The organism is Acidobacteriota bacterium (genome assembly GCA_016195325.1).
Taxonomy (GTDB): domain Bacteria; phylum Acidobacteriota; class Polarisedimenticolia; order JACPZX01; family JACPZX01; genus JACPZX01.
On sequence record JACPZX010000023.1, the window covers coordinates 1 to 23,029 of the forward strand.

At 70.5% G+C, this 23,029-nt stretch carries 22 protein-coding genes and 1 other RNA gene; 5 read left to right on the top strand and 18 right to left on the bottom strand.

Annotation, left to right across the window (positions count from 1 at the left end; all coding sequences use genetic code 11):
• Positions 1–77: 77 nt before the first annotated feature.
• Together HY049_05125 and HY049_05130 are read right to left on the bottom strand one after the other, a co-directional pair.
• Positions 78–1,016, bottom strand: a complete 939-nt coding sequence (locus HY049_05125) for an ABC transporter ATP-binding protein (protein ID MBI3448284.1) — start codon at positions 1,014–1,016, stop codon at positions 78–80.
• A 76-nt stretch (positions 1,017–1,092) separates the two neighbouring features.
• Complete coding sequence (locus HY049_05130) at positions 1,093–1,422, bottom strand: hypothetical protein (GenBank protein ID MBI3448285.1); 330 nt, start codon at positions 1,420–1,422, stop codon at positions 1,093–1,095.
• A 116-nt stretch (positions 1,423–1,538) separates the two neighbouring features.
• Here HY049_05130 and HY049_05135 point away from each other — a divergent pair, with 116 nt between their 5' ends.
• Positions 1,539–3,086: an FAD-binding oxidoreductase gene (locus tag HY049_05135; GenBank protein ID MBI3448286.1), complete on the top strand. Its 1,548-nt coding sequence runs from the start codon at positions 1,539–1,541 to the stop codon at positions 3,084–3,086.
• Here the strand turns inward: HY049_05135 and HY049_05140 are convergent, their stop codons facing one another.
• Positions 3,087–4,049: a hypothetical protein gene (locus HY049_05140; GenBank protein MBI3448287.1), complete on the bottom strand. Its 963-nt coding sequence runs from the start codon at positions 4,047–4,049 to the stop codon at positions 3,087–3,089.
• A 152-nt stretch (positions 4,050–4,201) separates the two neighbouring features.
• Between HY049_05140 and HY049_05145 the strand changes: the two genes are divergently transcribed.
• Together HY049_05145 and HY049_05150 are read left to right on the top strand one after the other, a co-directional pair.
• A complete protein-coding gene (locus HY049_05145) occupies positions 4,202–5,101 on the top strand; it encodes a fatty acid desaturase (protein ID MBI3448288.1) in 900 nt (299 codons plus the stop codon).
• 168 nt (positions 5,102–5,269) lie between these two features.
• Positions 5,270–5,677, top strand: a complete 408-nt coding sequence (locus tag HY049_05150) for an RNA-binding protein (protein ID MBI3448289.1) — start codon at positions 5,270–5,272, stop codon at positions 5,675–5,677.
• A 177-nt stretch (positions 5,678–5,854) separates the two neighbouring features.
• Here the strand turns inward: HY049_05150 and HY049_05155 are convergent, their stop codons facing one another.
• Both HY049_05155 and pepE read right to left on the bottom strand, forming a co-directional pair.
• Positions 5,855–7,750 carry a tetratricopeptide repeat protein gene (locus HY049_05155; protein ID MBI3448290.1) on the bottom strand — a complete coding sequence of 632 codons (1,896 nt, stop codon included), beginning with the start codon at positions 7,748–7,750 and terminating at the stop codon, positions 5,855–5,857.
• Positions 7,747–8,457 (bottom strand): dipeptidase PepE, encoded by a 711-nt coding sequence (pepE, locus tag HY049_05160; GenBank protein ID MBI3448291.1) that lies wholly within the window; start codon positions 8,455–8,457, stop codon positions 7,747–7,749. The genes HY049_05155 and pepE overlap by 4 nt, the downstream gene beginning before the upstream one ends.
• A gap of 217 nt (positions 8,458–8,674) precedes the next feature.
• On the opposite strand from pepE, the gene HY049_05165 reads away from it, so the two are divergent.
• Positions 8,675–8,842 (top strand): hypothetical protein, encoded by a 168-nt coding sequence (locus HY049_05165; GenBank protein MBI3448292.1) that lies wholly within the window; start codon positions 8,675–8,677, stop codon positions 8,840–8,842.
• Here the strand turns inward: HY049_05165 and HY049_05170 are convergent.
• Both HY049_05170 and HY049_05175 read right to left on the bottom strand, forming a co-directional pair.
• Positions 8,820–11,057 carry a tetratricopeptide repeat protein gene (locus tag HY049_05170; GenBank protein ID MBI3448293.1) on the bottom strand — a complete coding sequence of 746 codons (2,238 nt, stop codon included), beginning with the start codon at positions 11,055–11,057 and terminating at the stop codon, positions 8,820–8,822. The two genes, HY049_05165 and HY049_05170, sit on opposite strands and share 23 nt — an antisense overlap.
• A complete protein-coding gene (locus tag HY049_05175) occupies positions 11,057–11,962 on the bottom strand; it encodes a GatB/YqeY domain-containing protein (GenBank protein MBI3448294.1) in 906 nt (301 codons plus the stop codon). Before HY049_05175 ends, HY049_05170 begins: the two co-directional genes overlap by 1 nt.
• 157 nt (positions 11,963–12,119) lie before the next feature.
• On the opposite strand from HY049_05175, the gene HY049_05180 reads away from it, so the two are divergent.
• Positions 12,120–12,590, top strand: coding sequence for a hypothetical protein (locus HY049_05180; protein ID MBI3448295.1), 471 nt, complete (start codon positions 12,120–12,122; stop codon positions 12,588–12,590).
• Positions 12,591–12,594: 4 nt separating this feature from the next.
• On the opposite strand, the gene HY049_05185 is transcribed toward HY049_05180, so the two are convergent.
• From HY049_05185 to HY049_05235, 11 genes are all read right to left on the bottom strand, one after another.
• Complete coding sequence (locus tag HY049_05185) at positions 12,595–13,458, bottom strand: NAD(+)/NADH kinase (GenBank protein MBI3448296.1); 864 nt, start codon at positions 13,456–13,458, stop codon at positions 12,595–12,597.
• 59 nt (positions 13,459–13,517) lie between these two features.
• Positions 13,518–14,348 (bottom strand): TlyA family RNA methyltransferase, encoded by an 831-nt coding sequence (locus HY049_05190; protein ID MBI3448297.1) that lies wholly within the window; start codon positions 14,346–14,348, stop codon positions 13,518–13,520.
• Between the two features lie 17 nt (positions 14,349–14,365).
• Positions 14,366–15,247 carry a polyprenyl synthetase family protein gene (locus tag HY049_05195; GenBank protein ID MBI3448298.1) on the bottom strand — a complete coding sequence of 294 codons (882 nt, stop codon included), beginning with the start codon at positions 15,245–15,247 and terminating at the stop codon, positions 14,366–14,368.
• Between the two features lie 5 nt (positions 15,248–15,252).
• Entirely contained in the window at positions 15,253–15,504 is a 252-nt protein-coding gene (locus HY049_05200) for an exodeoxyribonuclease VII small subunit (GenBank protein ID MBI3448299.1), read from the bottom strand.
• 1 nt (position 15,505) lies between these two features.
• Positions 15,506–16,906, bottom strand: coding sequence for an exodeoxyribonuclease VII large subunit (locus HY049_05205; GenBank protein MBI3448300.1), 1,401 nt, complete (start codon positions 16,904–16,906; stop codon positions 15,506–15,508).
• Positions 16,903–17,694: a TIGR00282 family metallophosphoesterase gene (locus HY049_05210; GenBank protein MBI3448301.1), complete on the bottom strand. Its 792-nt coding sequence runs from the start codon at positions 17,692–17,694 to the stop codon at positions 16,903–16,905. The genes HY049_05205 and HY049_05210 overlap by 4 nt, the downstream gene beginning before the upstream one ends.
• Before the next feature lie 12 nt (positions 17,695–17,706).
• Positions 17,707–19,269, bottom strand: coding sequence for a ribonuclease Y (gene rny / locus HY049_05215; GenBank protein ID MBI3448302.1), 1,563 nt, complete (start codon positions 19,267–19,269; stop codon positions 17,707–17,709).
• 113 nt (positions 19,270–19,382) lie between these two features.
• Positions 19,383–19,562, bottom strand: a non-coding RNA gene (gene ssrS / locus HY049_05220) — 6S RNA.
• Between the two features lie 116 nt (positions 19,563–19,678).
• Positions 19,679–22,237: a hypothetical protein gene (locus tag HY049_05225; GenBank protein ID MBI3448303.1), complete on the bottom strand. Its 2,559-nt coding sequence runs from the start codon at positions 22,235–22,237 to the stop codon at positions 19,679–19,681.
• 130 nt (positions 22,238–22,367) lie between these two features.
• Positions 22,368–22,673 (bottom strand): cell division protein ZapA, encoded by a 306-nt coding sequence (locus tag HY049_05230; protein MBI3448304.1) that lies wholly within the window; start codon positions 22,671–22,673, stop codon positions 22,368–22,370.
• A gap of 24 nt (positions 22,674–22,697) precedes the next feature.
• On the bottom strand, positions 22,698–23,015 hold the full coding sequence (locus tag HY049_05235) for a hypothetical protein (protein ID MBI3448305.1): 318 nt from the start codon (positions 23,013–23,015) through the stop codon (positions 22,698–22,700).
• Positions 23,016–23,029: the final 14 nt, after the last annotated feature.

The following is a 23,029-nucleotide window of genomic DNA, read 5'->3' on the forward strand; positions in this document are numbered from 1 at the left end:
CGTCAGGCGGCTGCGCTGCCTCACGAAGCGGATCACCTCTCGCCAGGCGAGGGTGCAGACGGGGAGCACGAGGCCGCTCATGAATCCTCCGAGAGGAGATGCCCGGTCAGGTGCACGAAGACGTCCTCGAGCGTCGGGCGCCCGAAGGCCGCCGACCGGATCTCGGAAGGGAAGGCGTTCACCGCGGCGGCGACCATCTCGTGGCCGCGCGGAGCCTCGAACCTCACCTCTCCGTGAACGATTTCCGCGTCGACCTTGAACCTCTCGCGCATGAGGGCGCGGAGCTTATCGGCGGCGTCGGTCGCGAGCGTCACGACGTCGCCGCCGATCTTCGAACGGAGGTCCCGCGGCGCCCCCATCGCGACGAGGCGCCCCCGGTCGAGGATCGCCACGCGCTCGGCCCGATCCGCCTCCTCGAGGAAGTGCGTCGTGAGGAGCGTCGTCACGCCGTCGCGCTTCCTGAGATCGTCGAGAAGGTCGAGGAACTCGCGGCGCGCCGAGGGGTCGAGGCCGGTGTTCGGCTCGTCCAGGATGACGATCTCGGGACGGTGCAGCAGCCCCTTCGCCAGCTCGACCCGCCGCGCGAGGCCGCCCGAGAGGGTCTCGACGCGATCGCGCGCGCGATCGGCGAGGCCGAAGCGCGCCAGCATCTCCGCCGCGCGGGTGCGCAGCGGGGCCCCCGAGAGGCCGTGGAGGTGGCCGTGGTGGATGAGGTTCTCCATCACGGTGAGCTTCACGTCGAGGCTGGCCTTCTGGAAGACGACGCCGAGGCGACGCCTCACGCCGTGCGGATCCCCCGTGACGGAGTGCCCGAAGACGAGGGCGTCCCCGCTCGAGGGAGGAAGGAGCGTCGTGAGGATCCGGAAGAGGGTGGTCTTCCCGCCGCCGTTCGGGCCGAGGAGGGCGACGCTCTCACCCTTCGCGACCGTGAAGGAAACGTCCGTCAGCGCCGCCCGGTCGCCGAAACGGCGTGAGAGAGCGCGGACCTCGACGGCGGCTGCGGTTTCAGTTGCCATGTGGGGGATGAATGGGGTTGGGGCGGAGCGCCGACTCTTCTCCGCCCCGAGGACGTTGGACGGGTGTCGGTCGGGACTAGTGGTCCATCCCGGCTTTATCCATGTTCTCCTTGCCGACGAACACCTGCATGGCCATCATCGTGTTCTCGTGCATCCTGTACGCGACCTTGGCCATCTCTCCGACTTTCGCGGTTCCGTGCACCTGCGTCTTGTCGCTCATGTTCATCGTCATTTCCTTGCCGGACTCGTCCTTCATCTTCATGGATTTCGTGGCGGCGTCCCACGCGGTGATCGTCCCGGTCGCCCACATCGGGTTGGCGTGATCGGCCTTCTTGGCCTCGGCGGCCAGGAGCGGCAGGGAGAGAACGCAAACCGCGACGACTGCCAGTGCTAGAAACTTCTTCATCAATGAACCTCCTGAGGAGTTGTGTCGCCGTGTCGGCCGCGGCGGTTACGTGGCGGGGGCGATCCTAACACAATGCCCGATGCCCCATCCCGCGTCTCACCCGCTAGAATGGCCGGATGATCGTCAAGACCGACATCGACGCCATCCGCCCGTGGCTCGAGGACGCGTCGGGGATGAGGGGGGGGAGCGCCGACCGCGTCTACCTCCCGTCGTCCGAGGCCGAGGCGGCCGAGCTCCTCGCGGAGTGCTCCGCTCGCAGCGAGAAGCTGACCGTCGCCGGCGCGGGGACCGGCCTCACCGGCGCGCGGATTCCGATGGGGGGCTCGGTCCTCGCGACCGACGCGCTATCGGGAATTCGCGATCTGAGGCGCGCCGAAGGGGGTGGCGTGGTGGTCGGCGGCCCCGCCGTCAGCCTCGCGGATCTCGAGGCCGCGGCGTCGGCTCTCAAGCTCTTCTACGGCCCCGACCCGACCGAGCGCTCGGCCTGGATCGGCGGCACCGTCGCGACGAACGCCTCAGGGAGCAGGAGTTTCCGCTACGGTCCGACGCGCCGCCACGTGCGCCGCCTGCGCGTCGCCCTCGCGACGGGGGAGATCCTCGATCTCCCGCGCGGCCGGCATCACGCGGCGCCGGACAGGAGCTTCTCGCTTCCGCTTCCCTCGGGCCGCGCGATCACGGGTCGCCTCCCGTCGTACCGGATGCCCGACGTGAAGAACGCCTCCGGCATCCACGCAGAGCCGGGGATGGATCTCATCGACCTCTTCATCGGCTCGGAGGGGACGCTCGGGCTCATCACGGAGATCGAGCTCGCCCTCCTGCCGGCACCGGAGGGGGTGCTCGCGGGGATCGTCTTCTTCAAGTCGGAGGAGGCGTCGTGGGCCTTCCTCCGGGAGGCACGGAAGATCTCGTACGCGGCGCGCGGCTTCGCGGGGCCGGCGCACGGTGACCCGCAGCGCCCCGGAGCGACGGGGCCCGCGGGGCGGACCGGCGGCCTCGACGCCCGCGCCCTCGAGTACTTCGACGGCGCCTCGCTCGAGTTCATGCGGCCGCATCACGGGGCGATACCGAAGGGGGCCGGCGCCGCGATCTACTTCGAGCAGGAGACGAAAGCGGAGACCGGGGACGCTCTCGTCGAGGCGTGGCTCGCCCTCTCGGAATCCCACGGCGCCCTCATCGACGACTCGTGGTTCTCCGAAGGGGTGAGCGACCGCCGATCGTTCCGCGAGTTCCGGCACGCGCTTCCGTCGGGGATCAACGAGTGGCTGTCGCGCCACGGCCAGCGGAAAATCGGCGCCGACATGGCGGTGGGGGACGACGCCTTCGACGCGATGTTCCGGACGTACCGCGACACGCTGAACCCCACCGGCCTCCAGTGGCTCGCCTTCGGGCACCTTGGCGACAACCACCTGCACGTGAACATCCTGCCGAAGGACGACGGCGAGGCGGCGCGCGGCCGCGAGATCTACCGCACGGTCGTGGAGCGTGTCGTGGGGCTCGGCGGCACCGTCTCGGCCGAGCACGGCCTCGGGAAGATCAAGGCGTCGTACCTTGCGGTGATGTACGGCGAGGGGGTCTTCGACGAGCTGATCGCCCTCAAGCGGTCCTTCGATCCGAAGATGATCCTCGGGATCGGCAACATGATCCCGGTCGACAGGCTGCGCTGATCACACCACGGGAGGGGTTCGGACTCTCCGAACCAGCCACCACCCCTCGCCGATGGCTGTGGCCGCCAGCAGCCCCCAGCGGATCGCCCCCGCGCCCGCCGCCGCGGGCGCACCGTAGGCTGCGCCGACCTCACCGCGCAGCAAGGCCATGACGCCGACCGTGGTGGCGAGCAGAATCGCGCCGAACACGAGACCCCGCCGTGGATCGTCGGAGTTCCCCGCCTGCGTCATCACGATGAGCGCCGCGATCGCCAGAATGATCCCCGCGACCAGCTCGGTGGTCGCGATCCGCGAGCCCCCGAGGAGCGCGTGCCGCACGGGCGAGGGCACCGCGAGGAGGACGTAGAACCCCACGACCATCTGGAGCGCCGTCGGGACGACGAACCAGCGGATGCCCGTGCTCATGGTCGAGCCGCCGTACGCCGGGTCGCGGGGCCTCACGATCAGGCCGTGGATCGCGACGATCGCACCCGCGACGGCGACGGCGGCGAGCGCGACGTGAAGTGTCCGCGGGAGGAAGCTCGGCCCCATCCCGGCGCCGGGCGCCATGCCGAGGAACCGCCGCTCATCTTCGTTGGCGGCGCCGCCGCAGACGAGCGCGGTCGAAGCGAGGAGAATCGCCACGGCGGACCCGCAGGCGATGCGCGCCGGGGTCGATGAGACGCGCGCGAGGGCGAGGGAGGCGACCAGCGCCGCGCCGGTGAGCGCGAGAATCGGGAGAATCGGCCAATCGGCCGGGTCCGCGAGGGCCTGAGCCCCGGCCAGAATGGACCACAGGATCGCCCCGGGGATCGTCCCGGCCAGCCATCGGGCGGCCCTTTCGGTCCCGGGAGTCGGCGCGATCGACGCCGCGAGCTTGACGATCGCGCCCCCGAGCGCGAGGTTCATCGGTACGATGAGCACGAGGAAGCCAAGAACCCGGAGCATCCGCTCACCGTACAGGGGGGCGCGATCGACCGTCAAGCGTGACGCACTCCGGTCGTTATGCTACCGTGAGGTGCCCCTATTGCGGAGCCGGGGGCGCACGAAAGCTCGACCCCCCGACTTCCGACGCCTCCCGCGGGCCGCTGGATCGGGGAGGAACATCGTCCACCGGACTTGAGGGGCCCCATCCATTGAAACGATCTCCCGTCACTGAGCAGTTTCTCGCGTCACGTCCGTGGGCTCGGAGCGCCTGGCGCGCTGCGCCGGGCGACGGCCCGACCTTCTTCTGGCTCATCCTCATCCACGTCACCGCAGCCATCGGGCTGATCCTCACGCCCCTTCCCGGCTGGCCGATCTTCGCCGGCGCGGTGGTGCTCACGTGGCTCGGCGGCATGGGCACGACCGTCTGCTACCACCGGGCGCTCGCCCACAAGTCGCTCAAGCTCCACCCGATCGTGCGCAACCTCCTCACCTTCTTCGCGCTGACCAACGGCTCCGGCGCGCCGGTCTTCTGGACCGCGAACCACCGGCTGCACCACGCCAAGGCGGAGACGATCGAGGACGTCTCGAGCCCCCGCATCGCGGGATTCTGGTGGGCGCATCTGCGCTGGCTCTACCAGGCCGGCCAGGTGAGCGTCGACAGGTACTGCCCCGATCTCAACAGGCGCGAGTACACGATCTGGTCGCGGCTGCAGATCCCGCTGGTCGCGCTCTCGTTCGTCGGCGGCGCGGCCTTCGGCCTCGCGGGGTTCTTCTGGCTCGGCGCGATCCGGCTCGTCTTCTCCCTGCACGCTCAATGCTTCGTGAACAGCATCTGCCACATGCGCCCCGGCGTCGCCGAAGGGGAGGACTCGAGCCGCAACGTGGCGTGGCTCTCCTTCTGGCACCTCTTCCAGGGTGAGAACTGGCACCGAAACCATCACGCGATGCCCTGGTCGGCCCGCCTCGGGTGGACCGTCGCGCAGATCGACACGGGCTGGTGGGTCATCCGCGCGCTCGAGTCGGTGGGCCTCGCCACGGACGTGCGGCGCCCCGACCTCACGCACGAGGCGGCGGTCGCGATTCTGCAAGCGGGGCGGAAGGCCTCCTGATCGGGGGGGCCTGCGGGCGGATTCCCCCGGGGGCAGGAATTCTTGCCGTATCGACGCTATCCTAGACGCCGACTCCGGGGTGAACGAGGCAGGGGAGGACGGCGTCCGTCTCCTCGCACGTTCCGGGCGGGCGACTGACAAGGACGCGACGGCGCGCCGCGGCGCGGCATGGAGGATCCCATTTCGAAGAAGGTGTTCGTCGGCAATCTTTCGTTCGAGGTCACCGATGTCGATCTGAAGCAGGCTTTCGCTGCGGTCGGCACGGTCGTCAGCGCCCGCGTCATCACCGATCGCACCACCGGGAAGTCCCGCGGCTTCGGCATCGTCGAGTTCACCGACGAACAGCACGCGGCGGACGCGATTCGCAAGTGCCACGATCAGCCGCTCAAGGGCCGGAACATGCGCGTGAACGATGCCGACGATCGTCCACCCAAGCGCCCGGCGCCCGGAGTTCCTCCGACCTTCTCGTTCTCCGGCTTCGAGTCGACCAGCGGCTTCGACAGCGGGGACGGACCGCCGCGCTTCAAGTCGAAGGGGAGCCGGCGCGGTCTCCGGAAGCGAAAGCGCTCCCTCTGATCCGCTCGTAAACCGCCTCGCGCCCTCGCGAGTCAAAGGCGTCGAAAGGGCCAGCATCCGGTGCCCCGGGCCCGTGCCCCGAGCGCGGGCAAAGGGCGGACCAGCAGTACCGGAGGCTTCCCCCCTCCCCCAGCCTCCCGCCAGAACCCCCAGGAACGGCGGGAGGCTTCTTCTTTTCTACGGAGCGAGCCCGCGAAGATCGTCCGGGACGGACGCCCCGGCGGCGCGGGCCTCCTTCAGGGCCCGGCGCGCGACGTCCGTCTGCCCGTCGGCGGCGGCGGATCGGGCGAGCGCCATGAGCAGGTCGGCCGTCCCCGGGCTGATCCGAAGCGCCTCCGTGAAGGCCGCCACCGCCTCGTGGTGCCGCCCCGCGCCCGCGAAGGCCAGCCCGAGCTGAGCGCGCGCGTCGGCGTCCTCGCCATTCAGCCCGACGCACCGCGCGAGCGACTCGATCGCCTCGCCGGTCCGTCCCTGCTCGAGGAAGAGCGACCCCAGGTTGTAGTGCGCCCGCCACGCCTCGGGGCGGCGGCGGATCTCCTCGCGGAACGCCGCCTCGGCCTCGGCCGTCCGTCCCACGCGGTGCCTCGCGATGCCGAGATCGCCGAAGACGTCGGCTATCCCGGGGTCGAGCTCAGCGGCCTTCGCGAGAGCCCCCTCGGCGTCGGCCGGCCGGTTCACCTGGAGGAGGTCCAGGCCGTAGTTCCGGAACGACTCCGCCTGATCCGGCTTGATCTCGATCGCGCGCCGGTACTCGGCCATCGCCGCGACGAGATCCCCCCGATCGTCCTCCGCGACGCCGAGGTTGTAGTGGGCCTTCGCGCTGTCGGGAGAGGTCCGCACGGTCGAGAGAAAGAGCGTCCGCTGATCGCGCCAGTCGTCGTTCCGCGTGACGACGCGCCACGCCGACAGCGCGAGCGCGGGGACGAGGAGGGCCGCCGCGAGGAGCGCGCGCCCCCGCCCAGGGCGGGGGAATGTCTCCGAGAAGATGGCGGGGACGAGGAGACAGAAACCCACGGACGGCAGGTAGAGGAGCCTCTCGCCCATGACGGTGCCGATCGAGAAGGCGAGGTTCGAGACGGGGAAGAGCGTTCCGAGGTAGCAGAGGACGGCGACCCCCGAGCGGCGCGCGCGGGAGGCGAGCGCGAACCCGGAGATCGCGAGGGCGACGTGGGCCACCGTCGAGACGAGAAAGAGAGGGTCGGCCATCGACTCGATGAGGGGGATCTGCCGGTACGAGTAGTCGGCGGAGAGGCGATTCGGGAAGACGAGGAGCCCCAGGTACCGGCCCATCACCCCCACCGCCGTGCGGACGCGCGTCATCGCGTCGACGCCGCCGAAGACACGGCCGAGCGGGTCGCCGGCCGGCACGCCGGGGACGACGGCCGATCGCGCCGCCAGGAAGAGGGCCACGACCCCCAGCATCGCCGCGGCGGAGCGGAGCGATCGACGCCTCGAGTCGGCCGAGCGATCGAGCGCGAGGTCGGCGGCGACGACGAGCGCGGGGAGCACGGCGGCGTTCTCCTTCGAGAGGAGCGCGAGCGCGAAGAGGGCCGAGGCGGCGGCCCCCGAACCGAGCCGCGCGCGGGAGGTGGGACTGCGCACCGCCCCGCGGTGGCAGAGCCAGGCGGCGAGGGCGAAGAGGGCGGCGAGGAGCTCCGAGCGCCCGACGACCGGCGCCACGGCCTCGACGTGCACGGCGTGGGCGGCGAAGAGGAGTCCGGCCGCGATCGCTCCGGCGGGGCTCCAGCCGAGCGCGGCGCCGACGAGGACCACGAGAGCGGCGACGGCGCCGTGGAGGATCGCGTTCACGGCGTGGTACCCGGCGGCCGACCGGCCGGTCGCGGCGTCGTTCAGGGCGAACGAGAGGATCGTCAGGGGGCGGTAGAGGTTTCCCGTCGCCTGGACGTTGGCCCAGTAGTGCGACGTGAGGATCGCCCCGAGCCGGGGCGGGGCGTGCGCGAGGGGGTTCTTCTGCACGACGTCGATGTCGTCGAAGACGAAGCCGTTCCGGATCGTCCCCGCGTAGAGAGTGGCGCCGAGGAGAAAGGCCGCCGCGGCCCCCCGTCGCGTCATCGAGGGGGGCGCGCTCCGCCGAGATCGGCGCCCGACGCGAGCTCGCGCGGCGCCTCTCCCTTCACGAAGAGGCGCGCGCCCGTCGTGCCGCAGAGCGTCGCGCATTCGCCGACGACGCGGAGCCACGCCCCCTCCCGCAGCCCGACGACCGGCGTGTCGTTCTCCTCGTGGAACTCCCGGAGCCGCGTCTCGCGCGTCTCGCCCATGTGCGTCGAGCGCGGGTCGGCGTCGAGGTAGTGGCAGTTGATCTGGAACGGGACGAGGGCGAGGGCGTCGAGGGTGGGGGGGTGCACGATCGGCATGTCGTTCGTCGTCCGGATGGTCGGCCCGCTGACGACCGTCCCCGCGCTCGCGCCGACGTACGGCTTCCCCGCGAGAGCCTCGCGGCGGATCGGCGCGAGGAGGCCCGTCGCGATGAGGCGGTCGAGGAGCCGGAAGGTGTTGCCCCCGCCGATGAAGATGGCGTCCGCCTCCTCGACGGTGCGCGCGTCGCGGAGGCCCGCGAGGAGCGTCGTCACGTCGATCCCGAGCGGGGCGAGACGATCCCGCACCTTCGCGCCGTACGCGGCGTGATCTCGGAGCGCGAAGGGGACGAAGGCGAGCCGCTTCACCCCCGCGAGGTGGTCGCGAAGCCCCTCGATCGCGTGATCGAGATAACCCCTGCCGGCTTCGGTCGAGTTCGAGAGAAGCATCGCTCTGAGGCTCATCGCGCTCCGCCTTGTCTTCGCCCCCGGGCTTCAACATACTGTCGCGCCCGGCGTCCCATCGCTTCCGCCAGCCTATCGCAGGCCTCATGAAGGAGCGAACCCTCGTGCGAAGGAAACCCAGGAGCCCAGCCCCCCCGGAGCCTCAGAGGCCGCTCTTCGTCCATGTCGCCTCGACGGGGCGCCGCTCGCGCTCGGCCCGACGCCCCCCTTCGGCGCCGTGGGCTTCGCCGTCCCGCCCGGCGACCACGCGGTGGAGCTGACCTTCGAGGCGACACCGCTCAGGAAGGGGGCCGCGTGGGGCGGGGCCCTCGGCGTCGTCCTCACGGGGTTTCTCGCGTGGGCGCACGCGCGCCCCGCGGCCGTCAGAAGCCCCGAAGCCGCCTGAGGTTCTCGCGGGCGAGGGTGAAGTCGGGGGCGACCCGCAGCGCCGCCTCGTACATCTCGATCGCCTTGTCCGTCCGCCCCGTGGCCGCGTACGTCATCGCCATGTCCGCGTAGGCGAGGACGTTGTCGGGATCGCGCTTCAGGACTTCGCCGCTCGCCGCGAGGGCGTCGTCCACCCTTCCGAGGAAGAGGAGCGCCTTCGACTTGAAGAAGTACGGCATCAGCGCCTTCGGGCAGCTCGCGATGCAGCGGTCGGCCTCGTCGAGCACCAGGGCGGCGTTCGCCGCGCTGATCTCGGGCGCTCCCATCACCGAGGGGCGCAGGACCCGGAGCTCGAGCTCGCGGATCAGCGCCTCGTTCGCGGGCGACCGCTTGAGGAGGATGAAGCCGCGGTCGTCGTAGTAGACGGGGGCCCACGCGTGCGTCGACTCGAGGTAGTCGAAGGTGGCCGGGAGGCGGTCGCCGTACCCCATGATGAAGAAATCGATCGGGTGACGCTCGAGGTACGTCTTCATTCCCTCCGGCGACCTCAGGGCCGAGAGGAACTCCCGGTACAGATCCTCGCCGTAGACGTCGTTCCGCGAATCCATGTTGACCTTCACCGCCGGGTGCATGCGGTGGATGAGCATCGCCGCGTAGGCGTACGAGACGAAGGCGTTCCCGGTGATGTGATGCTTCTCGACGAAGTCGACCGCGCACGTCGGCATGTTGTCGGCGATCGCGAACCCTTTCTCGCGGCCGGCCCCCTTGAAGTCGAAATAGTAGGTGAAGATCGCCGCGTGGGCCGAGACGCCGAGCATGAGGATCGATCCGGCCCAGACGGCGGCGGGCGCGGAGCGATCGACGAAAGAGAGGGCGGCGGGGGCGGCGGCCATCTCGTCGCTCGGTCGGGCGCTCCCGCGCTTCGGCCCCGTCCGGGCGGCTGCGGCGCCGCGCTCGGCGGCGCGGCGATCGAGGAAGCCGGACGCCGCGGCCACGAGGATGGGGAACGTGGCCATCGCCGAGTCGGTGACGGCGCGGTTGTGCTGGAGGCTCAGGTAGTAGAAGAGGGCGAAGAGCCCCGCCTGCGTGAAGTCGACGGAGCGAAGGTTGGCGACGGTGAAGGCGCAGAAGATCCCGAGCACCAGGTAGAGGACGTTGTGGAGCCTCAGCTCCCGGGCGTTCTCGAGATCGCCGCTCGACGGCGGGGTCGTCGTCCACGAGGCGGCGAGGACGACGAGCGCAACGGCCAGGAGCAGGAGAAGCCCCGCATTGACGGGGCCGAGCGCCTCCGAGCCTCCCTTCGCGCGCGTGCGATCGCGCTGGCTCAGGAAGAAGAAGAGACACAGGGCCGCGACGTGGATGAGGTAGAAGAAGAACATCGTCGAGGAGTTGTACGAGACGCTGTAGGGTGGCTGCCACTCGTAGATCTGCTGCATGAAGAGCTTCAGCCGCGTCAGCTCGAAGGGAAAGGTCATGATGCGCCAGCCGTAGGGGTTCACGAGCGTCGCGGCCAGGCAGGCGGGGACGAGCGCGGCGAGGAGCCCCACGTCGCGCGGGGCGAGCGCGCGGTCCGCGCCGAGCCCGAGGCGGCGGGCGCGGAGGAAGATGAGGAACTCGCCGAAGGCGAAGACGGCGATCATCGCCATCCCCTGCACCCAGCCGCCGTGCAGGTTGGCCCAGACGATCTGCGCCGGGATCAGCAGGTACAGCCACATCCGCCGGCGCCCCCCCTCCCGGAAGCGGAAGAACAGGAAGAGGTCGAGCGCGGCCATCAGGTACGAGAAGATGTGCGGCCGCTCGAGATAGCGGGCCGACGCGACGTAGAGGAGGCAGGTGAAGGCCGGGAGGATCACCGACATCCGGCCGCGGAGGCTCCGCGCGGCGCCGTAGAGGAGCGCGTTCGACGCCGCGAGCACCGCCGACTTGAACCAGATGAGCCCGGTGACGCCGGCCGCGCCGTAGACGAGGTAGAAGAGGACTCCCGCAAGCCACTCGTGCGCGACGTAGTCGTGGTCGGCGGCGATGAACGAGTAGGGGTCCTTGATCGGCACCCACCCGTTCTTCAGGACGTACTCGCCCGTCTTCAGGTGGATCCAGATGTCGTTGTTCGACATCTTGAAGAGGGTCATCACCGCCACGTAGACGAGCAGGCTGAGAATCGCGACGGCGTAGATCGACCGCGGAAGGCCCGCAGGGGCCGCGGAGGGCTCCGGCTCTCTCTCCTTCGGCGCCATCAGGTCAGGCGCGCGGCGGCGATCTGGTTGGCGAGGCGGCCGTCGACCCGCCCCGGGTGGCGGGACATCAGCTCCTTCATCACCCGCCCCATCTCCTTCTTGCTCGTGACGCCGGTCTCGCGGATGATGTCGTCGATGGCGCGGGCCATCTCCGCCTCGGAGAGCGGCTCGGGGAGGAATTTCCGCACGATGTCGATCTCGCGGCGCTCCTTCTCGGCGAGCTCGGGGCGTCCCCCCTTGTCGTACAGGGCGACGGAATCCTGGCGCGTCTTCACGGCGCGGGTGAGGATGGCGATCGACTCGTCCTCGCCGAGCGGCCGCCTCTTCGCGATCTCCTCGTTCTTGATCGCCGCGAGCAGCATGCGGCACGTCTCCACGGTCAGCCGCTCACCCGCCTTGAGCGCCGTCCTGATCTCCGCCTCGATCCGCTCGCGCACGTCGAACCTCCGTCGGGACCTGGGCGCGGCCTCCACGGTCCGAGGCCGCGCCCAGCTTCCTTTCCGTTCCGATTCCGGGCGCGCTAGCGCGTCGCGAGCTTCTGAGCCTCGGCGATCGCCGCCCGGATGCCCCTGGTCTTGCGAACCGACTTGACGCGCGCCTGGTAGGCGGCCTTCAGCCCTCGCATCGTCCCCATGTACTTGCCCTGGAGCTTCAGGGCCTTCCTCTGCTCCGCCGAGAGGCGCGGCTTGCGCCGGCCCGAGCGCGTCTCCCCACCGACGGGCGTGGCCACGGCCCTGTTGACCGAGACCGTGAGCGCCGGTCCGAGCCGATCGAACGCCTTCGCGAGCGCCAGGAACGATCTCCGGATTCGATAGAGCTCGCTCTTCACAAAATTCTGTCTCGCTGCTCTCAAAACATTCCTCCAAATGAGAATTGCAATGAATGGACCCCCTGGGACGGGCCATCTTAGCACCTCACCGGTCCGGGGTGACGAAATGTCCCGGAATATCCCCCCGCACCCCGTGGGGCGCCGGGGATGATTCGCAGGGGCCGGCATTGAGCACGATTGGCGGGGGGGAGCTCGCGTCTGGTAATCTGGGCCGCTCGAGGGGACGATGCACAATGATTGAAGACGGGGAATCCGGAGGGGAGCCCGCCGGCGGCGGCACGGCGGTTCCGCGGAGCCGCCGCGGCCTCGGCCTGGGGGTGATGGTGGCGATCGCCGTCGCCGTCGGCGTGGCGACGATGCGCCCGCGAGCGCCGCAGGCGCCGTCCGGCGCAAAGGCGGCTCCGGCCGCCGCGTCGGACGCGAACAGCGTGGCGCCGAAGGCTGGGCCGGCGCCGCCGGGCGGCTGGGGAGTCGTCTCGCGCACCATGACCGTCGTCGAGCTGACGCCGCCGGCGCAGATGCAGGCCGAGAAATTCCGCTGCGTCTGCGGGTGCAGGATGAGCCTCGGCGAGTGTTATTGCGCGAAGACCCCGGGAAGCGTCGAGATGAAGCGCCACCTGCAGGCGCTCGTCGACGCCGGAGAGTCCCCCGCCGGCATCGAGAAGGGGATGGTGGAGAAGTACGGCCCGGCCGTCAAGCCGTGAGGCTTCAGCGCACGACGCGGCCGCGCCACTTCAGCCGCCGCCTCAGCACCTTGAAGTAATCCTTCTCCGCCGGCTGGATCAGCGTGACCGGATGCGGCGCCCGGCGCGCCCTCACGAGGTCGTCCCCGACGAGCGGGAACCCCACCTGTCCGTCGATCGTGACGTAGACGTCCTCGTGGCTGTTCCGCAGGCTCATCTCCACGGTCACCGAGTCGGGGAGGACGAGGGGCCGGTTGCTCAGCGTGTGCGGGCAGATGGGGGTGAGGACGAAGGCCCCGACGGTGGGATCGACGATCGGGCCTCCCGCCGAGAGCGAGTAGGCCGTGGAGCCCGTCGGCGTGGAGAGGATGAGGCCGTCGGCCCGGTACGTCGTGACGTAGCGGCCGTCGACGCTCACGTCGATGTTCAGGATGCGCGCGAGCGCGCTCTTGTTGATCACGATGTCGTTGAGCAGATCGTGCCCCGCGGTCTCCCGCGAGCCGCGCACGACCGCCGCGCGGATCCGGATGCGATCCTCGGTGGCGTAGCGCCCCGCGAGGACGGCGGCGAGGCTCTCGGTCATCCGCTCGAGCGGCACCTCGGTGAGGAACCCGAGGCTCCCGAGGTTGATGCCGAGGATGGGCGTCCGCGCGTTCGCCGCGGATCGCGCCACGGAGAGCAGCGTCCCGTCGCCGCCGACGACGACGAGGAGATCGGTCGTCGCCGCCAGGACGTCCCTCTCGACGCCGTCGGCGCGTCCGAGGATCGCGGCCGTCTGGCGATCGAGAATCGGCTCCACGCCGCGCTTGATCAGATAGCGGACGACCGACTCCGCCACCGCCCGCGAGCGGCGGTGCCGCGGCTTCACGACGACGCCGGCCCGCCGGATCTTGAGCCGCTGCGCCGTGGACGGCCGGATCCCCTTCGCGGGGGCGCGGGCGACGCGGCTCATGACGCCTCTCCGTCGCCCGGAAGGATTGCCGCCGCGAGGGCCTCGCCGATCGATCGCTCGATACCCCCGGCGGAGGGGATCGCCTCCCGGCGCGCGACGGTGAGGTGCAGCAGGAACTCGCGGTTTCCCTCCGCCCCCGTGATGGGGGAGACGATGACGTGCCGGGCGCTGAAGCCGGCGGCGCGCGCCCCCTCCGCGACGCCGAGAATCGCGGCGCGCCAGTGCTCCGGAGACTTCACGATCCCTCCCTTTCCCACTCCCGCGCGCCCCACCTCGAACTGCGGCTTGACCAGCACGACGGCGTCGTCCCCCCGCATCAGCGGAGGGAGGGCCGGGAGGATCATCGTCGCCGAGATGAACGACACGTCCATCACGACCAGGTCGACGGCCCCCGGGAGGTGAGCCGCCTCGAGAAACCTCGCGTTGACCTTCTCGACGACCGTGACCCTGGGGTCGGTGCGCAGAGCGTGATCGAGCTGCCCGTGCCCGACGTCCACGGCGTAGACGCGCGCGGCGCCCCTCTGGAGAAGGCAGTCCGTGAACCCTCCGGTGCTGGCTCCGACGTCGAGCGCGACGAGCCCGGTCACGTCGAGGGCGAAGGCGTCGAGCGCCGCCTCGAGCTTCAGCCCGCCGCGGCTCGCGAAGCGGCGGGGATCGCCGGCAACGGCGACGTCACTGTCGACGTCGACCCGGGTGCCGGGCTTGTCGACGCGGCGGCCGGCCGCGCGGACCCTCCCCTCCATCACGAGTGCCTGCGCGAGCGTCCGGCTCGGCGCAAGCCCTCTCTCCACGAGCAGCATGTCGATTCTCTCCCGTCTCACGCCCATGCATGATGCCCGACGGCTCAGCTCCGCCGCGACGCGATCGATCGCGCGATGCCCGAGAGGGTGGCCGCGCGCTCCCCGAACAGCGAGACGGCGGCGACGGCGGCCTCGACCTGCTCCGCCGCCATCCTCCGCGACGCCTCGAGGCCGAAGAGCGAGGGGAACGTCGTCTTGGCCGCCGCGGCGTCCTTGCCGGGGGACTTGCCGATCTCCTCGGCCGATCCGGTGACGTCGAGGATGTCGTCGGTGATCTGGAAGGCCAGCCCGAGCGCCCGTCCGTACCGGTCGAGGGCGCCGATCGCGCCTTCGTCCGCTCCGGAGAGGATGCCGCCGGCCACGCACGAGGCGGTGATGAGGCATCCCGTCTTGAGCCGGTGAATGCGCTCGAGCTCCTCCCGCGTCGCCGACTTCCCCTCGAACTCGAGATCGAGCACCTGCCCGCCGATCATCCCCCGGAGGCCCACGGCGCGCGCCACGGCGGCGAGGGCGCGGAGTCTCCGGGCCTCGCCCCCCGAGGCGGCGGGCGCCGTCGCGAGGACCTCGAACGCGAGGTTCAAGAGCGCGTCGCCGGCGAGGATCGCCGTCGCCTCGTCGAACCTCACGTGCACGGTGGGTCTCCCGCGCCGCAGCGAGTCGTCGTCGAGGGCGGGGAGGTCGTCGTGCACGAGGGAGAAGGCGTGGATCATCTCGACCGCGCACGCCGCGGGCATCAGCTCCTCCGGGCGCCCCGCGGTCGCCTCCCCCGACGCGAGGACGAGGATCGGGCGCAGTCTCTTGCCCGGGCCGAGCACGGCGTAGCGGGCCGCCTCGAGAATGAGGGGGGGGATCTCGCGATCGGCCGCGAGGAACCGATCGAGCGCGGCGTCGACCGCGGCGCGGAGCGGGGCCAGCCGATCGGCCACGGCGGCTATTCCTCTCCGGAGGCGCCGTCCTTCGGCTCGAAGGGAAGGGCGGCGAGGTGCCCCTCCTCGTCCTTGAGGAGGATCTCGATCCGGCGCTCCGCGGCCTGCAGCTTCTGATCGCAGGCCCGCGAGAGCTTGACCCCTTCCTCGAAGAGCTTGAGCGAGTCCTCGAGGGCCAGATCGCCGTCCTCGAGCTTCGTCACGATCTCCTCGAGGCGGGTCAGGGCCGTCTCGAACTTGATCTCCTTGGACGCCACGTCAACCTCCCGCCGTCTCGGCCTTCTTCACGTCGCAGAGAAGGCTTCCCTTGTGGAGTCTCACGCGAACGGGGCGGCCGATCTGCGCGGGGTGCGCTTCGGTGATCACGTCGCCGCTCGCCGCATCATGACAGATGGCATATCCCCGTTCCAGCACGCCGAGCGGCGACAGGGTCTGGAGCATCGACGCGGCGCGCCCGAGTTTCGCCCGGGCCCCCTCGACGCGCCCGCGCACGGCCCGCTCGGCGAGGCCCGACGTGGATCGCAGCTGCTCCCGGCGCGCGGAGACCGAGGCCATCAGCCCGCGCGGGGAGAGTCGCTGGGATTTCAGATCGACCGCGGCGCGCAGCGCCACCAGGCGGGTCGTGATCGCCCGGTGGAGGCGCAGGCTCAGATCGTCCGCGCGCTGGAGCGCCCCCCTCAGGTTCGACTCGACGGAGGCGAGCGCCCGATCCGCCCCGAGACGGGCGACCCTCCCCCGCGCCTGCGACAGGATGAGCCGAGCGGATCGCCCGAGGGCTCCCCGCGCGGCGCCCACGCGGGCGGTGAGCTCGTCGCGGGACCTCAGGACCATCTCGGCCGCCGCCGACGGGGTCGGCGCCCTCAGGTCCGCGACGAAGTCGGCGATCGTGAAGTCGATCTCGTGCCCCACGGCGGAGACGACGGGGATGCGCGACGCGGCGATGGCGCGGGCGACGGCCTCCTCGTTGAAGGGCCACAGGTCCTCGAGGCTCCCCCCGCCGCGGGCCAGGATCACGACCTCGGTGTCGGCGCGCTCGTTCAGGATCCCGATCGCCCGGACGATCTCGCCGGCCGCGGCGCTCCCCTGCACCCGGCACGGGGCGATGAGCACCTTGAGATCCGCGCCGCGCCGCTCGAAAACCCTCAGGATGTCCCGCACCGCCGCGCCGGTGGGGGAGGTGACGATGCCGACGCTCCTCGGAAGGGGCGGGAGCGGGCGCTTGCGCCCCTCGTCGAAGAGCCCCTCCGCGCGGAGCTTCGTCTTGAGCTGCTCGAAGGCGGCCTGGAGCTCGCCGAGCCCTTTCGGCTCCATCGTCTCGACGACGATCTGGTACGAGCCCCTCGGCTCGTACAGCGTGACCGTCCCGCGGACGAGGACCTTCATCCCGTCGGCGGGGCGGAAGCGCACGAGGCCGTTCGCGTAGCGGAACATCGCCGCGCCGATCTGCGCGCGCTCGTCCTTCAGCGAGAAGTACCAGTGGCCCGAGGTGTGCGGCTTGAAGTTCGAGATCTCGCCGACGAGCCAGATGGACGAGAGATCGGCCTCGAGGATCTCGCGGCCGGCCTTGTTGACCTCGGAGACGCCGAACGGCCGCCCGCGCGTTCCGGGGCGCGCCGCTCCGTCCCCCGCGGCCCCCGCGCTCTCACCGCCGCGCGTCACGGGTCGTCCTCGCCCATCGCCAGCCGGCGGATGGCCGTCGCGCGCCCGCTCGCCGCGTCGACGGTGACGACGACGCCGTGGAGCCTCGCCGCGCCGGTCGCCGCGGGGATCCGCCCGGGCATCTGCGTGACAAAGCGGCGCAGGGCCGCCTCGCGATCCCCTCCGATGACTCCCGAGGCGGGGCCGGTCATCCCGGCGTCCGTGATGAAGGCGGTCCCCTTCGGGAGGATCGACTCGTCCGCGGTCTGAACGTGCGTGTGCGTCCCGACGACCGCCGACGCGCGGCCGTCGAGGTGGGCGCCCATCGCCGCCTTCTCCGACGTCGCCTCTCCGTGCATGTCGACGAGAAGGATCTTCGCGCCGCCGAATCCGGCGGCGATCGCCGCGTCGGCCGCGCGGAAGGGGCAGTCCGCGGCCCCCGGCATGTGCACGCGCCCGATGAGGTTCATCACGGCGACCTTCGTCCCTCCCGCCGTCTCCCCGACGTAGACGCCGCGTCCCGGGGTCCCCGGCGCGCAGTTCAGGGGCCGCAGCAGCCTCGGCTGCTCGGCGAAGTAGTCGAGGATCTCGCGCCGGTCGAAGGCGTGGTTCCCCGTCGTGAGGCAGTCGGCCCCGAGCGCCAGGATCGACTCGGCGATCTCGGGGGTGACCCCCGATCCGTCGGCGGCGTTCTCGACGTTGACGACGGTGAAGTCGGCGCGGTTCCTGTCGACGAGGGAGTGGAGGCGGTCCTTCAGGATCCTGAGCCCTGGCTTGCCGAAGAGATCGCCGAGAAAGAGAATCGTCAACGGGGACGCCCCCTACATCGCGAAGTCCACCGAGCGCGTCTCGCGGATCACGCTGACCTTGAGCTGGCCGGGATGGGGGACCTCCTTCTCGATGCGGCGCGCGATGTCGCGGGAGAGCCACACGACTTCCTTGTCGGCGACGCGATCCGGCTCGACGAAGACGCGGACCTCCTTGCCCGCCCTCACCGCGTAGACCTCCTTCACCCCCTTGTAGGACCGCGCGATGTCCTCGAGTCCGCCCATCCGCTCGAGGTACGTCTGGAGCATCTCCTTGCGCGCGCCGGGTCGCGCGATGGAGACCGCCTCGGCGACCTGGAGGAGCGCCGACTCCATCGAGCGGGGGGCGACGATGCCGTAGAGGGCCTGGATGCAGTGCACGACCGGCTCCGGCTCGCCGAGCCGCTGCGCGATCTCGGCCGAGATGAGGAGAGGGGAGCGATCCAGGTTCGTCTCGTCCGCGAAGCCGATCTTGTGGAGGAAGCCGGCGCGCTTCGTCACGTCGGTCTTCACCCCCAGCAGCGCGCCGATCTGGGTCGCCAGGATCGCGACCTCGGTGCTGTGCTGCAGGAGGTTCTGCCCGTGGAAGGTGAGGAAGTTCAACCGCCCCGCCATCTTGAAGAGCTTCGGGTTCAGATCGTGGAGGCCCAGCTCGAACCCCGCCGCCTCTCCCGTCTCGGTCAGCAGCTTGTCGAACTCGTCCTTGATCTTGGCGACGACCTCCTCGATCCGGGCCGGATGGATGCGCCCGTCCTCGACGAGCCGCTCGAGCGCGATCTTCGCGATCTGCCGCCGGATGGGATTGAAGGACGAGACGAGGATCGCTCCCGGCGTGTCGTCGATGAGGAGATCGATGCCGGTCGCCATCTCGATGGATCGGATGTTGCGCCCCTCGCGGCCGATGATGCGCCCCTTCATCTCGTCGCTGGGGAGGTCGACCACCGTCACCGTCGACTCGCCGGTCTGCCCCGGGGCGTAGCGCTGGATCGCCTGGACGACGGCCCAGCGGGCGAGGTCGGCGGCGCGCTCGCGCGTCTCCTCCTCGATGCGCTGGAGGCGCGAGGCCGCCTCCATCCTCGCCTCGGTCTCCATCTCGCGCATCAGCTCCTTCTTGGCGAGCGCGGAGGTGTAGCCGGAGATCTGCTCGAGCCGCGCGCGCTGGTCGGCGAGCGCCTTCGCGGCGGCCGCCTTCGTGTCGACGGCCTCCTTCTCGGCCTTCTCGACGTTCTTCTCGCGCGTCTCGACCTGCTTGAGCTTCTCGTCGACGAACTGGTTCCGCTTCTGGAGGTTTCTCTCGCGGGTCTCCACGTCGCGGGCCTGCGCGTCGAGCGCCGCGACGCGGGCGGCCGCCTCCTCCTCGGCCTTCGCGAGCGCGGCCTCCGTCTGGACGCGACCCTCGAGGGCCGCCGTCTCACGAACGGACGCCGCGTCGGCGTTCGCCTTGTCGATGATGGAGGAAGCGCGATCGCGCGCCTCGGCGATTTTCTTCTTCCGGATCGAAGCGCGCACGAGGTGATCGACGAGGAGCGCGGCCCCGGCGGTGACGAGGGCGATGAGCACCGCAACAGGCCACGACATCGGCATTCCCGCTCCTCTTGCCGCGACGGGGAGGGCTCGCCGGGCGATCGATCGCGGCGCCAGGGGCGGCGCCGGCATTCAACGACTGTCGAGACGGTTGAAGGGAGGCGAGGTCGTCCCCCGCCCGGCCGTGTGGGAGGGTTCCTTGAACCTGGTTGACCAGGTGGGAGCCCTGCGACCCGATTCGCTTTGCCCGGCGCTGCCGGGCGTCCGCTCGTGCGGGCGACCCGAGCCCCCAAGGTTTGAATGTTGGCTCAAGAGGCCCCTGCCCATCACGCACCGCGCAGGGGTACGGACCTGCCCGCGGAGTTTGGACCACGGAGGGGGAGGGAGTCAAGGAATGCATGAATGGCGCGACGCATCCACATGATGCGCCGCGCCTGGAGTGGGGCGGCCCGGCCTCCGGGGCCTACCGGGGAGTGTTCTGGATCGTCAGCGCGATCGCCGCGGGCTCGAACGCCGTCTTGTCGAACGCGATGGAGACGCCGCCGAACTGGGGGTCGATCGGCTGGTCGGGGATGATCATCGCCTCGTCGTCTCGGATGATCGCGCGCCCGATCGGAAGGCCGTTCTGGACGAGCGTCGCGATCCCGTCGTTCGCGTCGGATCCGGGAAGCTGGACCAGGACCGCCCCCGACGCGAGAAGCAGCGCCTTGGCGTTCGCCACGACGAAGTGGAACGGGTTCGACGTGTAGATCTGCATCGTCGGGTCGCCGAACCAGTGGTAGAGGTAGTGCTCGGCGGTGGTCTCGGTGGCCGACTGGAAATCGAGGCCGTTCTGGCTGTCCATGTAGAGCTTGCCGATGTTGAGGACGTCGCCCATGCGGCGGATCGCCGTCCCCTTCCCGTACGACGGGAGCACGTTCGGGAAGATGGCGTCGAACATGCCGAGGACGATGTGGTTGTTGGTGAAGCTCGGCGAGTTCCGCGAGTCGCCGATCACGCCGACGGCCCCCCCTCCGGCCTTCTGGACGAGCTGCTCGGAGAAGTTGGCGGTGGGATCGTCGAACTTCCCGCTCGCGCAATTGATGCTGAAGACGACCGGGAGGAAGCTCCCGTTCGTCAGGCTCGGGATGTCCGACGTCGTGAAGTCGGGGTTCGCCCACCCGCCCGGGAAGCCGTGGTCGCGGTGGAAAACAATGAAACGGCCGTCGTTCCAATGCGAGACGACCTGGCCCCCGGTGCCGTTCCAGGCGAAGCCGGGCTTCCGGAGCGCCGACGGGATCGACGTGCCGTCGTAGTAGAACTTCGGATCGACGCTCGGGCCGTCGTCGGTGTAGACGCGATCGACGGAGTAGCCGCGCGCCACGAGGGCGTCGCGGATCGTCTCGCTCGTCTTCGTGAAGCCGCGATCGTCGGTGGAGTCCGATCCCTGGAAGTACGACGTGAACGTCGCGTGCCCGTAGAAACTGAAGCTGAACGGGGGGTGATCCTCGTAGCCGACGATCTTGTCGACGGCCGTCTGCGCCGTGGCGAGATCCGGGGCGGGGATGCGCCCCACGGCGATGTCGGCGAAGAGGTCGCTCGAGTCGGCGAGGCCGTACTCGAGGTCCGAGGCGATCTTCCCGTCGAAGCCGACGCCGTAGCTCGTCGCCTCGAGGAAGGTCGGGACGTGCGCGGTGTCGCCGACGAGGGCGACGTACGAGGGCCGGATGAGGCAACCGCTGCGCAGCTCGCCGCGGATGAAGTCGCGGATCTCCGTGTTCGTCGTGCCGATCTGCCCCTCGCCGCTTCCCACGTCGAAGACGCGCGTTGAAAACCCGTCCGCGATCCGCGCGTCGGCGAAGGAGACCGCCGCCGCGTGGAGGTCGGGGTGGGTGATGACGAGCAGCTCCTCGCCGCAGAAGAAGCTGCCGATGGCGCCGAGATTGAGCTTCGCGACGTCATAGTTCACGAGGGAGTTCGCGTAGACCGACTGGAAGGGGAGGTTCCAGACGCTCGTGAGGGAGTCGTCGCCGAACAGCCCGGTGCTCCTCCCGACGAACGACACCTTCACGTCCATCGCCGTGTAGACGCGCAGCATCCGCGCCGCGGGGTTGTACTGCGCCGCGTCGGTCTCGACGCCGCCGACCTCGAGGTCGCGCATCGCGCCGAGCCGGGAGGCGTCCACCGGTGCCTGCGGATACGGGACGTTGGCGCGGTAGATCGCGGGATCGATCGCGAAGGGCTTGTCGCCGAAGGGACTGCTCTGGTCGGCCGGCTGCTCCTGGCGGGGCCAGAGGTTGATCCCGCTCAGGAGATAGCTCGACGAGCCGAGCATCTGCACCGACACGTCCGCGCCGATCGGCACCGCGAAGTGGTGGCTGACGACCGGGACGTCGGGGGCGCCGACGCGGCTGCCGAAGCCGACGCCGTCCATCGCGATGTCGACGAACGGGCGCCCGTCCCCCAGGCGCGGGACGAAGTGAGCCCTCGGGAAGACGACGTGCGCCGTGAAGCCGTTCACGTCGCTCGAGAGGATCGTCACCTCGGGGCCGAAGCCCCCGGCCGGCGGAGTCGCGCCGCCGCCGCAGCCGGCGGTGTCGGGGCCGCCGAGAAGGGTCGCGACCACCACGACCACGTCCGTGTCGAGCCGGGCCGCGATCGAGGGGTCGACACCCTGCTTGCCGGCCTTCGCGCGGAGCTGATGGCGAAAGGCGTCGAGGATGTTGAGCGCCGTGCAGCCGTCGTGGCGATCGGCGGCCGACTGCGCCGCGCGGGCCTTCGCGACGAAGGGCTGCGGGTTTTGCGACGCGGGGAGGAGCGCGCCGATGTCGTCGAAGAGGCGCTGGAATTCGGCGGTGGTTCCGGGGGGAGGGGGAGGCGGTCCGTGGTGGCCGCCATTCCCGTTTCCGCCGCCGTTGCCATGACCGACCCCGTTCCCCGGGCCGTTTCCTTTTCCGTTGGCGGGGGCGCCAGCGAGGGCGAGCGGGCTGGCGAGGATCAGGAGCAGGAGGATCACGAGCGCGCGTGAGTTCTTCGCCGTCATGGAGATGGATCTCCTTCTATGTGGGCGGGGCGTTCGGGCAGAGGCCGGGCGGGAAGTCCCGGATATCATGGATCGGCCGAAAGCCGCCGTCAATCAAGGAGAACGGGACGGGTCGGGCCGTCCGGCCGCGTCAGCGGGCGATCGCGTCGTCGAGGATCTTCGTCCACTCCGCGGCGCGGCGATCGATCTCGCGATCGTTTCCGGTCACGACGTCCGCCGGCCGGGGGGCGTTGCGCCTCGCCTCGTCGGCGATGTTCAGCGCGGCGAGGATGGCGACGCGAAGGGTGTCGACGGCCTTCGTCTCCTTCGCCACCTCGCGCATCTTCGCGTCGACGTGCGCGGCGAGATCGACGACGTACGCCGGATCGCCGTCGGCGCGCAGGTTGTAGATCTGCCCGAAGATCTCGACCGGAACGATCTTCACGTCTCGCGACATGTCGCCTCCAGAAAGAACCGCGCGTCAGTCGGCGTCGTCGATCGCGGCGAGGAGATCTTCCGCCCCCGCGAGCGCCGACGCGTCGTCCAGCATCCGGAGCATCTTCTCGACGCGGGCGAGGATCTCGCCTCGCTCCGCCCGCAGCTCCGCCAGTTCCTTGATCCCGGCCGCGTCCGTCCCCGACTCCTCGGCGGATTCGAGGCGCGCCCGGAGATCCTCGATCTCTCCCTCGCGCTCGGCGAGCCGCTTGTCGAGCGCGCCGCGCTCCTCCTTGAGCGAGCGGATCAGCCCCGCGGCCTTGCGAATTCTCTCCTCCAGCGCCTCGAGCCTCTTCATGTCCACGGGTTCGCTCCTCC

Coding starts and splice junctions, on each gene's coding strand:
- HY049_05125 (MBI3448284.1), bottom strand. CDS start 1,016: ATGGCAACTGAAACCGCAGCCGCCGTCGAGGTCCGCGCTCTCTCACGC.
- HY049_05130 (MBI3448285.1), bottom strand. CDS start 1,422: ATGAAGAAGTTTCTAGCACTGGCAGTCGTCGCGGTTTGCGTTCTCTCC.
- HY049_05135 (MBI3448286.1), top strand. CDS start 1,539: ATGATCGTCAAGACCGACATCGACGCCATCCGCCCGTGGCTCGAGGAC.
- HY049_05150 (MBI3448289.1), top strand. CDS start 5,270: ATGGAGGATCCCATTTCGAAGAAGGTGTTCGTCGGCAATCTTTCGTTC.
- HY049_05155 (MBI3448290.1), bottom strand. CDS start 7,750: ATGACGCGACGGGGGGCCGCGGCGGCCTTTCTCCTCGGCGCCACTCTC.
- pepE (MBI3448291.1), bottom strand. CDS start 8,457: ATGAGCCTCAGAGCGATGCTTCTCTCGAACTCGACCGAAGCCGGCAGG.
- HY049_05170 (MBI3448293.1), bottom strand. CDS start 11,057: ATGGCGCCGAAGGAGAGAGAGCCGGAGCCCTCCGCGGCCCCTGCGGGC.
- HY049_05175 (MBI3448294.1), bottom strand. CDS start 11,962: ATGGCCCGTCCCAGGGGGTCCATTCATTGCAATTCTCATTTGGAGGAA.
- HY049_05180 (MBI3448295.1), top strand. CDS start 12,120: ATGATTGAAGACGGGGAATCCGGAGGGGAGCCCGCCGGCGGCGGCACG.
- HY049_05190 (MBI3448297.1), bottom strand. CDS start 14,348: ATGGGCGTGAGACGGGAGAGAATCGACATGCTGCTCGTGGAGAGAGGG.
- rny (MBI3448302.1), bottom strand. CDS start 19,269: ATGTCGTGGCCTGTTGCGGTGCTCATCGCCCTCGTCACCGCCGGGGCC.
- HY049_05225 (MBI3448303.1), bottom strand. CDS start 22,237: ATGACGGCGAAGAACTCACGCGCGCTCGTGATCCTCCTGCTCCTGATC.
- HY049_05230 (MBI3448304.1), bottom strand. CDS start 22,673: ATGTCGCGAGACGTGAAGATCGTTCCGGTCGAGATCTTCGGGCAGATC.